Source organism: Novosphingobium sp. TH158 (assembly GCF_002855555.1).
GTDB lineage: Bacteria > Pseudomonadota > Alphaproteobacteria > Sphingomonadales > Sphingomonadaceae > Novosphingobium.
In genome coordinates this window covers 1077655-1090388 of record NZ_PKRT01000001.1, presented here as the reverse complement: position 1 = coordinate 1090388, position 12734 = coordinate 1077655, and the positions used below count along the sequence as shown (strand labels likewise).

General features: G+C 65.2%; 13 protein-coding genes. 1 reads left to right on the top strand and 12 read right to left on the bottom strand.

Annotated features, from left to right (window positions below; all coding sequences use genetic code 11):
• Positions 1-84 precede the first annotated feature (84 nt).
• The 9 genes from C0V78_RS05425 to C0V78_RS05385 all read right to left on the bottom strand — a co-directional run bounded on the left by C0V78_RS05425 (position 85) and on the right by C0V78_RS05385 (position 8421).
• Positions 85-891 carry a phosphoadenylyl-sulfate reductase gene (locus tag C0V78_RS05425; RefSeq protein ID WP_101796783.1) on the bottom strand — a complete coding sequence of 269 codons (807 nt, stop codon included), beginning with the start codon at positions 889-891 and terminating at the stop codon, positions 85-87.
• Positions 884-1312, bottom strand: a complete 429-nt coding sequence (locus C0V78_RS05420; protein ID WP_101796782.1) for a DUF934 domain-containing protein — start codon at positions 1310-1312, stop codon at positions 884-886. Before C0V78_RS05420 ends, C0V78_RS05425 begins: the two co-directional genes overlap by 8 nt.
• Positions 1305-2933, bottom strand: coding sequence for a nitrite/sulfite reductase (locus tag C0V78_RS05415; RefSeq protein ID WP_101796781.1), 1629 nt, complete (start codon positions 2931-2933; stop codon positions 1305-1307). The genes C0V78_RS05420 and C0V78_RS05415 overlap by 8 nt, the downstream gene beginning before the upstream one ends.
• Positions 2933-3229: a DUF2849 domain-containing protein gene (locus tag C0V78_RS05410; protein WP_101796780.1), complete on the bottom strand. Its 297-nt coding sequence runs from the start codon at positions 3227-3229 to the stop codon at positions 2933-2935. The genes C0V78_RS05415 and C0V78_RS05410 overlap by 1 nt, the downstream gene beginning before the upstream one ends.
• Positions 3226-3996 (bottom strand): uroporphyrinogen-III C-methyltransferase, encoded by a 771-nt coding sequence (gene cobA / locus C0V78_RS05405; RefSeq protein ID WP_101796779.1) that lies wholly within the window; start codon positions 3994-3996, stop codon positions 3226-3228. The genes C0V78_RS05410 and cobA overlap by 4 nt, the downstream gene beginning before the upstream one ends.
• Before the next feature lie 57 nt (positions 3997-4053).
• Positions 4054-4992, bottom strand: a complete 939-nt coding sequence (locus C0V78_RS05400) for a mechanosensitive ion channel family protein (RefSeq protein WP_144039840.1) — start codon at positions 4990-4992, stop codon at positions 4054-4056.
• A complete protein-coding gene (metC, locus tag C0V78_RS05395) occupies positions 4989-6212 on the bottom strand; it encodes a cystathionine beta-lyase (protein WP_101796777.1) in 1224 nt (407 codons plus the stop codon). The genes C0V78_RS05400 and metC overlap by 4 nt, the downstream gene beginning before the upstream one ends.
• Position 6213: 1 nt before the next feature.
• On the bottom strand, positions 6214-7065 hold the full coding sequence (locus C0V78_RS05390; RefSeq protein ID WP_101796776.1) for a sulfurtransferase: 852 nt from the start codon (positions 7063-7065) through the stop codon (positions 6214-6216).
• Positions 7066-7185: 120 nt separating this feature from the next.
• Positions 7186-8421, bottom strand: coding sequence for a hypothetical protein (locus C0V78_RS05385; protein ID WP_101796775.1), 1236 nt, complete (start codon positions 8419-8421; stop codon positions 7186-7188).
• A 100-nt stretch (positions 8422-8521) separates the two neighbouring features.
• Between C0V78_RS05385 and queF the strand changes: the two genes are divergently transcribed.
• Positions 8522-8983: a preQ(1) synthase gene (queF, locus tag C0V78_RS05380; protein ID WP_101796774.1), complete on the top strand. Its 462-nt coding sequence runs from the start codon at positions 8522-8524 to the stop codon at positions 8981-8983.
• Here the strand turns inward: queF and C0V78_RS05375 are convergent, their stop codons facing one another.
• From C0V78_RS05375 to C0V78_RS05365, 3 genes are read right to left on the bottom strand one after another with little or no spacing between them, the layout of a single operon-like run.
• The gene (locus C0V78_RS05375) at positions 8984-10084 is read right to left on the bottom strand and encodes a class V aminotransferase (RefSeq protein ID WP_173843344.1); all 1101 of its coding nucleotides are present in this window, start codon (positions 10082-10084) and stop codon (positions 8984-8986) included.
• On the bottom strand, positions 10081-10878 hold the full coding sequence (locus C0V78_RS05370) for a tryptophan 2,3-dioxygenase (RefSeq protein WP_101796773.1): 798 nt from the start codon (positions 10876-10878) through the stop codon (positions 10081-10083). Before C0V78_RS05370 ends, C0V78_RS05375 begins: the two co-directional genes overlap by 4 nt.
• A 47-nt stretch (positions 10879-10925) precedes the next feature.
• Positions 10926-12623, bottom strand: coding sequence for a DUF885 domain-containing protein (locus tag C0V78_RS05365; RefSeq protein ID WP_101796772.1), 1698 nt, complete (start codon positions 12621-12623; stop codon positions 10926-10928).
• Between the last annotated feature and the right edge of the window lie 111 nt (positions 12624-12734).

Below are 12734 nucleotides of genomic sequence, written 5' to 3'. Positions count from 1 at the left end.
ACGCTCTCCTTCAGAAGAGCGTTCTTGGCCAAGCGCGCGCCGGGATCAATTGATCCAGGGCAATATCGCCCCGATGCACCGCCGTCAGAAGACCGGATCGTAACCCGGCGGGAGATCGTCGTCCGTGCTCGGTGCGCCGGGCACGTGGATGCCGCATTCGGTCTTGTCCCAGCCCTTCCAGCGGCCTGAGCGCGGATCCTCGCCCTCGGCCACCTTGTGGGTGCAGGGGGAACAGCCGATCGAGGGATAGCCCTGTTCCACCAGCGGATGCGGCGGCAGGCCGTGTGTCTGGAAATAGGCGGCAAGATCGTCGGCCGCCCAGTCGGCAAGCGGATTGATCTTCAGGCGGCCCTGGGCGTCGGAATTATCGATCTCGAAGCGCGGCAGCCCGGCGCGGGTAGCGGACTGGAAACCCTTTCGTCCGGTGATCGAGGCGTCGAAGCGTTCCAGCGCGCGCGCAAGCGGCTGGACCTTGCGGATTTCGCAGCATCCGTCCGGATCGTAGGACCAGCGCAGGCCGTTTTCGTCCCGGGCCTTCAGCAGGTCCATGTCGGGCGAGAGGACTTCGATGCCCGTAAGCCCAAGATGGGCAACCAGTTCGTCGCGGTAGGCCAGCGTTTCGGGAAAGTGCTTGCCGGTATCGAGGAACAGGACCGGCGTTGCCGGATCGACCCGTGCAACAAGATGAAGCAGAACAGCGCTTTCAGCGCCAAAGCTCGAAACGACCGCAAGTTCTCCGGCCATGCGTTCGCGCAGCACGGTGGCAAGCATGTCCGCCGTGTCGGTTCCCTTGAACAGCCGGTTCAGGCGCACCGCATCCGCCTCGCTGAAACGCGGAGCGGTGTCGATCCGGTCAATCTTGCGGTTGGGAGCGGTCACGCCTTCAGCCATGCCTCTTGGCCCAGACGGGCGACCGGCCATCGACGGTCGGCTGATAAACCTCGGCATAGCGCGCCATTGCGGCTTCGGCGTCGGCCTGGTTGAGCGGATGTTCCGGTGCGAAGCTGTCGAACCCGCAGCGACGCATATAGGCGAGCTGGTCCACCAGCACGTCGCCAACGGCGCGCAGTTCACCCTGATAGCCTGCTTCGCGCAGGATGCGGGCCGCCGAATAGCCGCGGCCATCGGTGTAGGCGGGGAAGTTCACTTCCACGAGCCTGATGCGGTCAAGGTAGGGCAGCAGGTCGCGCGCATCGTCGCCCGGTTCAAGCCGGACGGCCGCGGCATTGGTCTGCTCGCCAAAGGCATCGACGGTCACGCCGGGATCGGCAACAGGCTCGTCAGTGCGGAAGCGGAATTGCGTCTCAACCATAGATCGCCTCCTTGAACGGAGCCATGCCGATGCGGCGGTAGGTATCGAGGAAGCGTTCCTCGCCCTGCTTGTTGGTCAGATAGAATTCAGTTGCCTTTTCAACGGCCTGGACAATGCCATTCTCATCGAATCCAGGGCCGGTGATCTGGCCGAGCGAGGTGTCCGCGCCTTCGCAGCCACCAAGCAGGAGCTGGTAATTCTCGACGCCCTTGCGGTCGACGCCGAGGATGCCGATGTGGCCGGCGTGGTGGTGGCCGCAGGCATTGATGCAGCCCGAAATCTTGAGCTTCAGCTCGCCGATCTGCTGCTGCTTTGCGGCAAGGCGTTCGGAAATCTTCTGCGCCACCGGGATCGAGCGGGCATTGGCAAGGCTGCAATAGTCCAGCCCCGGGCAGGCGATGATATCGCCAACCAGGTCAAGGTTCGCGGTGCCGAGGCCGGCTTCGTCCAGCTTCTGCCAAAGCGTGTAGAGATCGGCCTTGCGGACATGCGGCAGGACGATGTTCTGGGCGTGGGTGACGCGCAGTTCGTCGAAGGAATATTCCTTGGCGAGATCGGCCATCAGGCGGATCTGGTCGCTGGTCGCATCGCCCGGAATGCCGCCGACGGGCTTCAGGCTGATGGTCGCGGCGATGTAGCCCGGCTGCTTGTGGGACACGCAGTTGTTCTGCACCCACAGGGCGAAATCGGGGTCCGACAGGTCAAGGCTGTCGCTCGCGCCGGCTTCGAATGCCGGATCGACGAACTGCGCCTTGATCCGCTCCAGCTCGCCGGCCGGCGGCTCGATGTTCAGGGTGAGGAGATGCTTGAACTCCTCCTCGACCTGGCGGGTATATTCTTCCTTTCCAAGTTCATGGACGAGGATCTTGATACGCGCCTTGTACTTGTTGTCCCGGCGGCCGTGGCGGTTGTAAACGCGCAGGCAGGCCTCCGAATAGGTGATCATCTGGTTGATCGGCACGAACGGATTGATGCAGGGCGCGATCATCGGCGTGCGGCCCATGCCACCGCCAACATAGAACGCGGCGCCAAGCTCGCCCGCCTCGTTGCGAACGATCTGGATGCCGATGTCGTGCAGCTTCATCGCCGCGCGGTCGATATCCGAGGCGATCACCGCCATCTTGAACTTGCGCGGCAGGTAGCTGAATTCCGGGTGGAAGGTGGACCACTGGCGGATCAGCTCGGCATAGGGGCGCGGATCGATGATTTCATCGGCGGCGGCACCGGCGTACTGGTCGGACGTGGTGTTGCGGATGCAGTTGCCGCTCGTCTGGATGGCGTGCATTTCCACCGAAGCAAGATCGGCCAGGATATCCGGCGCGTCTTCCAGCTTGATCCAGTTGTACTGGATGTTCTGGCGGGTGGTGAAGTGGCCATAGCCGCGGTCGTACTTGTCGGCGATGTCGCCCAGCATCCGCATTTGCGCGCTGCTCAGCGTGCCATAGGGCACGGCAACGCGCAGCATGTAGGCATGCAGCTGCAGGTAAAGGCCGTTCATCAGGCGCAGGGGGCGGAACTGCTCCTCGCTCATCGAACCGTCGAGGCGGCGGCGCACCTGATCGCGGAAATCGGCGACGCGCGCGTCGACGAGGGCCTGGTCGTATTGGTCGTACTTGTACATCAGATCACCCAGTTGCCGGCGGCAGGGTCGGCGGGCTTGAGGGAAAGGTCGAGGCGCACGGTCGGGCCGAGCGCACGGATGCGGTCCTTGATGTGGGCAGGGCGCACGCCTTCGGGGCCGTGCTCGCCATCGATGACGTAGGGGGCGACGACGCGGCGGGCGGCGTTCTCGCGCGCGGCGATTTCGTCACCATGCTCGCCGACGTCGACGGCATCGGCAACGTGGAGCGACCAGCCCTGGCCATCCCACCATGTCACTGCGCCGCTTTTCAGGTCATTGCCTGTCAGGATCTTCACTTGGCTACCTCCAGCGCGAGAGCGCGCAATTCCAGTTCACTTTCGCCTGCGACCTCGCCAATGACGATCAGCGCAGGGCTCTTGACCTTCTTGTCAGCCACCAGCGCCGAAAGGCCGGCCAGCGAGCTGCGCAGCACGCGCATGTCCGGCCGGGTGGCGCGCTCGATTACGGCGACCGGCACTTCCGGGGCGAGGCCATCGGCCATCAGCTTTTCCGAAATAGCCTCTGCCGTGGCGAGGCCCATGTAGATCACCAGCGTGCGGCCCTTGCCGGCGAGGCCCGACCAGTCCTGGTCCGAAAGGCCCTTGCACTGGCCGGCAACGAAGCTGACGATCGAGGCATGGTCGCGGTGGGTGAGGGGGATCTGTGCGGCAGCGGCAGCGCCCAGAGCGGCCGAAATGCCGGGGACGACCTGCACGGGCACGCCTGCGGCATGGCAGGCTTCTGCCTCTTCGCCGCCGCGCCCGAAGACGAAGGGATCGCCGCCCTTGAGCCGCACGACATCCTTGCCTGCCAGAGCCTCGCGCACCAGCAGGGCGTTGATCTCATCCTGCGGCATGGTGTGGCGCGAGCGGCTCTTGGCGACCGAGACCAGCTGCGCCGTGGGACGGGCGAGCGCCAGGATTGCGGGATCGACCAGTCCGTCATGGACGATCAGCCCTGCCTGCATGATCAGCCGCGCGGCGCGCAGGGTCAGCAGGTCGGGATCGCCGGGGCCGGCGCCGACAAGGAAAACCGTGCCGACAGGAGGGACAGGGTGAATCATGCCAGCCGCCTTGGTCCGGTCAGCCGGCGATTGCCAGCGAGAATGCCTTTGATGCGGCTAAGTTGAACTTTCGCCGGCTTCGCCCGTGGAGCCCGGCTGGACACGGGACTTCTTTTTTTCCAGTTCCTTGGGCCAGTGGCGGATGTGCACATCGTGCTGGGCATAAGGCACTTCGATGCCGTGCGCGGCGAATTCCAGGTAGACCGCCTTCAGCAGGTCAGAGCGCAGGTTGCCAAGGCCTTCTTCGGGGTCGTCGATCCACATCTGGACCTCGAACTCGATGGCATTGGTCCCGAAGGCATGGAGCCACACCTGCGGCGGGCGCACATCGAGAACCCGCGGCAGGTTGCGCGCGGCTTCGAGCAGGATCTTTTCGACGAGCGAAAGATCGCTGCCATAGGCAACGCCGACCGGCACCTTCACCCGCACATCGCGCGAGGAAAACGACCAGTTTTCGACCTGGCTGGTCATCAGCAGTTCGTTCGGGATCAGGTATTCGATCTTGTCGCGCGTGATGACCGAAACGGCGCGGATGCCGATGCGGTTGACCTGTCCCACCGTCTTGTCCGCCCCGGTGCCAACCGCGATCACGTCACCCGGTTTGATCGAGCGGTCCATCAGCAGGATGATGCCGGAAATCAGGTTGCCGAACGTCTTTTGCAGGCCAAAGCCCACAGCAAGGCCAAGCGCGCCGGAGAACACGGTGAGCGCGGTAAGGCTGATGCCCAGGAAATCGACGCCGATCATCGCGAGTGCAATCCACACGATGATCGTGACGATCTTTTCGCCCAGAAGCTGCTGCGCCGCATCGAGCCGGTGGAGGCGGCGGAAGAACCGGCGCACCACCATGGCCGAAAGCCGCCCCGCAACGATGACCGCGAAGGTAACGGCCAGCATCAGCAGCGCGCGATAGACCGAGACGCGGTAATCGCCGACATCGAAGCCGATCATGTCGAGCTGGCGGACAATCTCGGTGATCTGCTGGCGCAGGTTCATGCCGCGCTCCACGCCGCGAAACCGCGCGACAGGTCGGCAATCAGGTCAGCCGCGTCCTCAAGCCCGATGGCCAGGCGCACGGCGAAGCGGTCTGCCGCATCCATGCCGGCAGGCGGCCAAGGCGAGGCGGTGCGGATTGCGCCGGGATCGGCCGGTGTGACCAGGCTTTCGAAACCGCCCCAGGAATAGCCGATGCCGAAAAGCGAGAGCGCATCGATGAAGGCGCTGCGTGCTTCTGCCGTGCCGCCGCGGAAAGCAAAGCCGATCAGGCCGCAGCTGCCGGAAAAGTCGCGCTGCCAGATGTCGTGGCCGGGCGACCCAGGCAGCATCGGGCAGAAGACCCGCGCAACCTCGCTGCGGTTTTCCAGCCAGCGGGCAAGCTCCAGCGCTGTCGCCGCGGTTCGTTCGAGCCGGAGCGCCATGGTCCTCAGGCCGCGCAGGGCCAGCGCCGCATCGTCAGGCGAGACGACCTGTCCCGTCAGCTGGGCCATGCGGCGAAGCTTCGGATACCATTCCTTGCCCGCGCTGGCGCTGCCCATCATCAGGTCGGAATGGCCGCCGACGTGCTTGGTCAGGCTCATGACCGAAATGTCGACACCATGCGAATGGGCGGCAAAGCCAAGCGGACTGGCCCAGGTGTTGTCCATGATCGTGACGATCCCGCGCGACCGGGCAAAGGCGCAGGCGGCGGGAATGTCCTGCATTTCCATGGACAGGCTGCCGGGCGATTCCAGCAGCAGGGCGCGGGTCCGTTCGCAGCAGGCGGCTTCCAGCGCGGCGGGATCGAGCGGATCGAACCAGCGGGTTTCCACGCCCATGTCCTTGAGCAGCGACGACGCGAGCGCCCGCGTCGGCTCATAGGCATGATCGGTCATCAGCAGAACGTCGCCCGGCCGCAATACGGCAAGCAGGGCACCGGCCAGAGCCGCCACGCCCGAGGGGTAGAGCATGGTTCCGGCCGCGCCCGGCTCCAGCCCGGTCAGCGCATCGGCGAGGGCCCATTGGGTGGGCGATCCGCGGCGGCCGTAGAAGAACCGGCCATCTTCGTTGCACGAGGTTGCCGCCTTCAGAGCCTTGGTATCGGGGTAGAGATGGGTCGAACCGCGCCAGATCGGCGGATTGACTACGGCAGAGGGATGACCTTCGATCCCGGTCCATTCCGGTCGGCGCCCGGCATGGGCGAGGCGGGTGCAGTTTCCGCTCTTGCTGTCGTCCGCCATGTCAGGAAACCGATGCCTCTCCGCTGGATTTGGGCGTTTGCGGGTCAGCGCCCCATTCGGTCCACGACCCGTCGTACAGTGCCACGTCGTCCTTGCCGATAAGGTGCAGGCCGAAGGCGAGGCAGCAGGCCGTTACCCCGCTGCCGCAACTGGTGATCACCGGTCGCGACAGGTCGACCCCGGCGCTGGTGAAGGCTTCGGTAATCCCGGCCTTGTCCTTCCAGGTCCCGTCGGGGTTGAACAAGGTGCCAAAAGGAACGTTGAGCGAGCAGGGGATGTGGCCGCTCGCCAGACCCGGTCGCGCTTCCGGTTCGGCGCCGGTGAAGCGGGGCTTGCCGCGCGCATCGACCAGTTGTTCGGCCTTGGTGGAGATATTGTCGAGCACCTGCGCCTTGCTGCGCAGCTGGGCATCGTCGCACCAGGTGGTGTAATGGCGCTGGCGCAGCTTTTCCTCGCCCGAGGCAAGCGGCCGGCCTTCTGCCTTCCACTTGGCGATGCCGCCATCGAGCAGGGCGATGTTCTGCGCGCCGAAAAGGCGCAGCATGAACCAGGCCCGGGCAGAGGTCTTCACCGCGCTGTCATCGTAAATCACGATGCGGCTGCCATCGCCCAGCCCCAGTGCCTGCATCCGGCTGGCGAACTTGGCCGCCGGGGGCAGGGTGTTTTCGATCGGCGCGTTGCTATCGACCAGATCGCCAAGGTCCATGAAGACCGCGCCGGGAATATGTTCGGCCAGGTATTCGGCCCGCGCATCTCGCCCCGCTTCGGGCAGGTGCTTGGTTGCATCGACGATCCTCAGGTCGCTCGCCCCCATTTCGTTGGCAAGCCACTCGGTCGTCACAAGACTGTCCATCTGCAGACGCCTCCTCCGCGTCGCGTCAAACCTGAGGGTTAGCCCGGAGCGCGACGGTCGTCGAGGGGGAGAATGGCGGACAAATCAGCGAATCAGCAGATGTTGCATCGCAGCAACGCCTCAGGCCGCGACGGCTTCGCGATCGACCTGGCGGTGGCTGATGTTAGGCCACACGCGGGGACCGAGATCGAGGCGGAACGGCAGCAGTGCCGCCGCCGCGACGGGGGGCGTTTCGCCGACGACGAAGGTGGCAAGCCGGCTCGAACCCGCCGCTTCCACGCGGAACCGGATGAGCGGGATGAACAGCAGCGCCGATCCCGCGCGGATCGGGTTGATGGCCGCCAGTGGCACGCGGAACTCGCCCTTCAGCGTTACCTGATCGCCGGGTTCGATAAGGTTGATTTCGCCCAGCAGTTCGAGCGGCTGGCCATCGGTGGCAAGCTGCTGTTCGACCGGCAGCGAGGCGTGAGCGGCGATCATGTCGCCAGCGACCATCACCGGCCCCAAAGTCTCCGTACCGTGATTCTCGACCGTAAGCTGCCAGGTGAGCGTGGCATTGATCAGCGTGGCGCTCATCCTGCCGACATCGATATCGATGAAAAGACTGCCGCCAGATGCCTTTGCCACGGGCGCGGCAACTGGAACGGCAGGGCTCGGTGCCGGGGCAGGGGCAGGCGAAGACGGCGCGGGCTTGGGCGCAACGGCCGCAGGCTGGCGTGACAAGGGCGGGGTTGCGACGAGGGCAGGCGGGGCCTGCGCCTCATCCTCAGGCTGTTCCTGCTCCTCGTCAGCCGGCTTGCGGCGGCGGGAGATCAGCCAGCCTGCAAGGAGCACAAGCAAAGCGGCAGGAGCGGCAAGCCACCACCAGGCAAATTCAGTCCCCCGCGCGAGGCCCGGCGCTGGCTCGAAGGTTTCGAGTACCACAGGGCCCTGCGATTCGGGCAGCACGCTGGGAACCGCAACGGGCGCAGCCTCGGCCGGCGTGGCGGCGGCAGGTGCGGGGGGCAAGGCGGGCGCGGAAGCGGACGGGGCAGCCTTTGGCTGGGCCTGAGGCTGCTGGGGCGCGCTGGCACTCGCTGCAGGGCGCGGCGGCGCGCTGGTGGTTGCACTTGGCGTGGCGCTTGCTGGCGGCGGTGCCGGGCTGGCACTGGGCGTTTCGCGCGGCGGGGTGCGAACCACCGGCGCGTCGGCATCGACCGGCCCCTGCGGGCGCGGAGTGGCGGTTTCGCGCGGCTGGAGGCGGAAATCGGTAACGGGCTGGGCGAGCGCAACCGCCGCAGGCAGGCAGGCGGCAAGCGCCACTGCCACCATCGCGGCACCTTGCTTCAGTCGCAGCCTGTCGGATCGCTCGGTCATCGTGTCTTTCGCCCATGCGCGGGCGCGCTGAATAGCGGGTGAACTGCCTCTGGCAAACCGTTCACTTGTGCAATCGCGCAGATGGCGGCATTCGAGCGGCATGAACGACACACCCCTTGCCCCGTTGCACCTTGGCCAGACAAGCGCGCTGCCCGCCTCTCCCGAAGAGGCCGTGCTGGATTATGTTCCCAATCCGCGTCCCGGCAGCCTTTACCTTGCGCGTTTCGCGGCGCCCGAATTCACCTCGCTTTGCCCTGTCACCGGCCAGCCCGATTTCGCCCATCTGGTGATCGACTATGCCCCGGGCGAAACGATCGTCGAATCGAAAAGCCTGAAGCTGTTCCTCGGTTCGTTCCGTAACCATGCCGGCTTCCACGAGGATGTCACCGTGGGCATCGGTCAGCGCCTGTTCGACGAGATGAAGCCGCGCTGGCTGCGAATCGGCGGCTACTGGTATCCGCGCGGCGGCATCCCGATCGACGTCTTCTGGCAGAGCGGGGCACCCCCGGAAGGCTTGTGGGTGCCGGATCAGGGCGTTCCCGGCTATCGCGGTCGCGGCTGATCAGCGGCAGGCGCGGGCCAGCCGCTCTACATCTTCCGCATCCTGGTAAAGCCCGAAGCCGATCCGCAGCACTTCGTCGCGCCGGTCGATCACGATGCCCTTGCTCGCAAGGTGCTGCTGCCAGTGGGCAGCACCTTTACCCTTGTAGGCAAGGAAGCGGGGGGCGGGCGGATCGATCAGGGCCATGTCCGGCAGTGCGCCCGACGCGCGGAACTGGTCCATCAGCGCGCCGCAGTGGGCGGAAATCCGCGCTGTATCGAGCCCTTCTGCCAGCAGCATCCGCTGCACCGCGTTGAAGCGGTAGAGCCCCGACGGATCGAACGTGCTGCCCAGGAAGCGCCGTCCGTCCGGTGCATAGCCGATGCCGCCCTGCCGCGCTGCAAGGCTGTCGAAGGCGGCGAACCAGCCGGTGACTTCGGGCCGAGGGCCAAAGCCCGGAGGGGCGTGAAGGAAACATGCCCCTTCGCCGGCCATCGCGTACTTGTAGCCACCGCCAAGGTAAAACAGGCGGTCCGAACAGGCGGAAAGGTCCGTCGGCTTTGCCATGAAGCCGTGGTAGCCATCGATCACCACCCATGGCCCTTCGGGCCGGGCGAGGGCGGCGAGTGCTTCAACCGAGGTGAGCGGCTCTCCGCTGTTGAACTGCACCTGGCTGGCGAACAGCAGGTCGAATTCGCCCCTCGCGGCGCGCTCGGCCAGGGCATGCAGCGGGACCGTTTCCAGCGCGATCCGCCCGGCTTCCGCCCAGCGCAGGGACTGACGACGGAACGAGTGGAATTCGCCATCACTCGCCAGAACGCGGGGGCGCTCCATCGGCAGGGCTGAGACGATGCGGACCAGCAGGTCATGCGTGTTGGGTGCAAAGGCCAAGGTTGCCGGATCGGGCAGGCCAAGCTCGCGCGCGATGTGGCCCTGGGCTTCGGGAATTACCTCGCCGAATACCTTTTCCCACTTGCGATCCGCCAGCCCGGCGGCATCTTCCCATGCTTCCAGATGGCCGAGCCAGCTCGCATCCGGCCAGAGGTGATGGCTGTGCGCGGCGAAGTGGAGCCGCTGCGGATCGGCCGCCAGCGCGCGGCTGAACAGGTGCTTCCAGCTCACAATTGCGTCCTGAGCGACCACAATTCCGGAAAAGCCCGCTTGGCGAGCGTGGAGAGGAGATAGGCAGCGCCCGCAGTGCCGCCGGTGCCGCGCTTGCCGCCGATGACCCGCTCCACCGTCAGCACGTGCTTGTGCCGCCAGGTGGCCATGGCATCGTCAAGATCGACCAGCTTTTCGGCCAGCTGGTAAAGCTCCCAGTGCTGTTCGGGCTGGCGATAGACCTCAAGGAAGGCCGCTTCCACCGCAGGATCGGGAACATAGGCCTGCGACCAGTCGCGCTCCAGCAGGTGCGGCGGAATCGCAAAGCCGGCGCGGGCCGCTGCGGCAATCGCCAGGTCCCACAGGCCGGGCGCGCGCAGCGCCTCCTCCATTGAACTGCGCGCCGCCGGGCGATCAGCCTGGTAATCGAGGAATCGCGCGTCCTTCAGGCCCAGCAGGAATTCCACCGTGCGGAACTGGTCTGACTGGAAGCCCGAGCTTGGCCCCAGGACATGGCGAAAACGCGTGTAGTCACTGGGCGTCATGGTCGCGAGGACGTCCCAGCTCAGCGTCATCACGGCCTGTATGCGGCTGACCCGCGCCAGCGCCTTGTAAGCAGGAACCAGCGCATCGGCTGCCACTTGCCGCATGGCCAGCCGCAATTCGCGGATCATCTGCTTGAGCCACAGCTCCTTGGTCTGGTGGATGATGATGAACAGCATCTCATCATCCTCGTGTGACCGGGGATGCTGGCACTCAAGCAGGGTATCGAGCGCAAGGTAGCGCGCATAGGTCATGGCATCGGGCGAGGTCATGGCCCGAGACTGCTTGCAACCGGTTTCAATTGCAAGCAGTTTGCCGGTCAGAACACTGCTTTGGCGCTGTCCTCCTTCATCATCATTTGGCGCACCAGCGGCACCGGCGGGCCGCCATAGGACAGGAACTCGTCGTGGAACGCCTTCCACGCTTCCCGCCCGCCGCGGCTGGCCGTCCAGTCTTCGCGCAGCTTGCGGATCATCAGCTTGCCCAGGGTGTAGTTCAGGTAGGCCGGATCGCGCGTTCCGCGCGCGGCCTGCTGTTCGGCCGTGCCTTCATCCTGGAAGCACTCGTTGATGAACAAGGCCTTGGACTGCTCCAGCGTCATGCCGCGCGCATGCAGGCCGATGGCCGAAAGATAGCGGCAATCGCGCAGCAGGGCATTGGAGATCTGCCCGATGTGCGTTTCCGGATCGCCATTCGCCAGGCCCGCTTCCCACATCATTTCCTCGGCATAATGGGCCCAGCCTTCGGCGAAGGCATAGCCCACGAACAGCCGGCCGAACATGAAGGGGCTGCGGTTTGCGTGCAGGAAGTTCAGGAAGTGGCCGGGCATCACTTCGTGCACCGAAGTGAACAGCAGGTCACGTTCGCCGGGAATGTAGGCCTGCTGCTTTTCCATCGGCCATGAAGGGTCCGGCGGAGAGATGTAGTAGATCGACGGGATGCCCTTCTCGAATGGCCCCGGGGGATCGATATAGGCGCTGTTCTGCCGGTTATAGGGCGGGCTTTCGCGAACCAGCGCCTGTTCGGTGCCGGGGATGGAGACGAGGTCCTTCTCCTTGACGAAAGCGGTGAGCGTCGGGATCTGCCGCGTCGCCGTGGCAACGGGTCCGCCGGCACCCTTGTTGGCGTTCATCTTGGCCATGCATTCGGGGACGGTGGCCCCGGGTGCGAATTTTGCGCATTCGGCCTTAAGCGCATCCTGGTTGCGCTTCAGGTCGGCGCGGCCAATCTTCTCCAGCTCGTCCAGCGGCAGGTCCACCGCTTCGGTAGCCGCCAGCATCCGCGAGAACTTGTCGGCCCCCATGGCGAAATCCTGCGTGGCCTTGGGTTCTTCCGATTTCAGCCAGTCGCGCAGTTCCGCCATGGCTTGCGATGCCTTGGCCGAGCTTTCCATCAGCCGCTTCTGCAGCTCGGCATCCTGCACGTCGGCAAAGGCGGCGCGCGCATCGGTGACATAGGCATCGGCAAAGCCGCCGAACCCGGCGACACCATATTTGATGAAAGTTGCCGGCAAGGGCGTCTTCAGGTTCTTGCGGATGTTCTGCGCGGCAGCGGGGACATTGTCGAAGAAGGCGATCAGCGCCTTCATCCGCGTCGGCTTGTCGGCATATTCGCGGGCCAGATAGACGTTCGGATCAAGCCCGCCGCCGACATAGAACTGCGGATTGGTGTGCGGCTGGTCGAGGTCCTTGAGGAAGAACAGCTGCCCTTGCGCCACCTTGATCATGTAGTCGCGCTCAAACCGTTCCTTGCCCTGCAACTCGTCATAGGCTTCGGCCCCGTCGATCACGCCTTCGAGGAAAGCGATGCGCTTCTTCAGGCCTTCCTCGCTCCAGTCCGGCAGTTTTCCGTCGAATTGGTGGGCACCCTGGTAAACGGCGAAGGCCGGGTCGATCGCCAGCCAGCCATCGATGGTCATCTGGGTATAGCTGCCCCACGATTCGGTTGGGGCCGGGGCCTTGCACGAGGCAAGGGCAGTGCCGATCAGCAGCACGGCAAGCGGACGGAACAGGCGCATTCGGGAATCCCCCAGTGGTTTCCCGTGAAACTGAAACGCCAGCCCGCCCAGCGCAAGCGTTGTCTCGACGAACGACATTTCCTGCCCGCCGCTCCGCATGGCATGGCCGGA

What these genes read in the sequence shown, in the direction of transcription:
- C0V78_RS05415 (WP_101796781.1), bottom strand. Translation starts at nt 2,933, where the DNA reads ATGTACAAGTACGACCAATACGACCAGGCCCTCGTCGACGCGCGCGTC.
- C0V78_RS05400 (WP_144039840.1), bottom strand. Translation starts at nt 4,992, where the DNA reads ATGAACCTGCGCCAGCAGATCACCGAGATTGTCCGCCAGCTCGACATG.
- C0V78_RS05390 (WP_101796776.1), bottom strand. Translation starts at nt 7,065, where the DNA reads ATGGACAGTCTTGTGACGACCGAGTGGCTTGCCAACGAAATGGGGGCG.
- cobA (WP_101796779.1), bottom strand. Translation starts at nt 3,996, where the DNA reads ATGATTCACCCTGTCCCTCCTGTCGGCACGGTTTTCCTTGTCGGCGCC.
- C0V78_RS05420 (WP_101796782.1), bottom strand. Translation starts at nt 1,312, where the DNA reads ATGGTTGAGACGCAATTCCGCTTCCGCACTGACGAGCCTGTTGCCGAT.
- C0V78_RS05425 (WP_101796783.1), bottom strand. Translation starts at nt 891, where the DNA reads ATGGCTGAAGGCGTGACCGCTCCCAACCGCAAGATTGACCGGATCGAC.
- metC (WP_101796777.1), bottom strand. Translation starts at nt 6,212, where the DNA reads ATGGCGGACGACAGCAAGAGCGGAAACTGCACCCGCCTCGCCCATGCC.
- queF (WP_101796774.1), top strand. Translation starts at nt 8,522, where the DNA reads ATGAACGACACACCCCTTGCCCCGTTGCACCTTGGCCAGACAAGCGCG.
- C0V78_RS05365 (WP_101796772.1), bottom strand. Translation starts at nt 12,623, where the DNA reads ATGCGCCTGTTCCGTCCGCTTGCCGTGCTGCTGATCGGCACTGCCCTT.
- C0V78_RS05385 (WP_101796775.1), bottom strand. Translation starts at nt 8,421, where the DNA reads ATGACCGAGCGATCCGACAGGCTGCGACTGAAGCAAGGTGCCGCGATG.
- C0V78_RS05370 (WP_101796773.1), bottom strand. Translation starts at nt 10,878, where the DNA reads ATGACCTCGCCCGATGCCATGACCTATGCGCGCTACCTTGCGCTCGAT.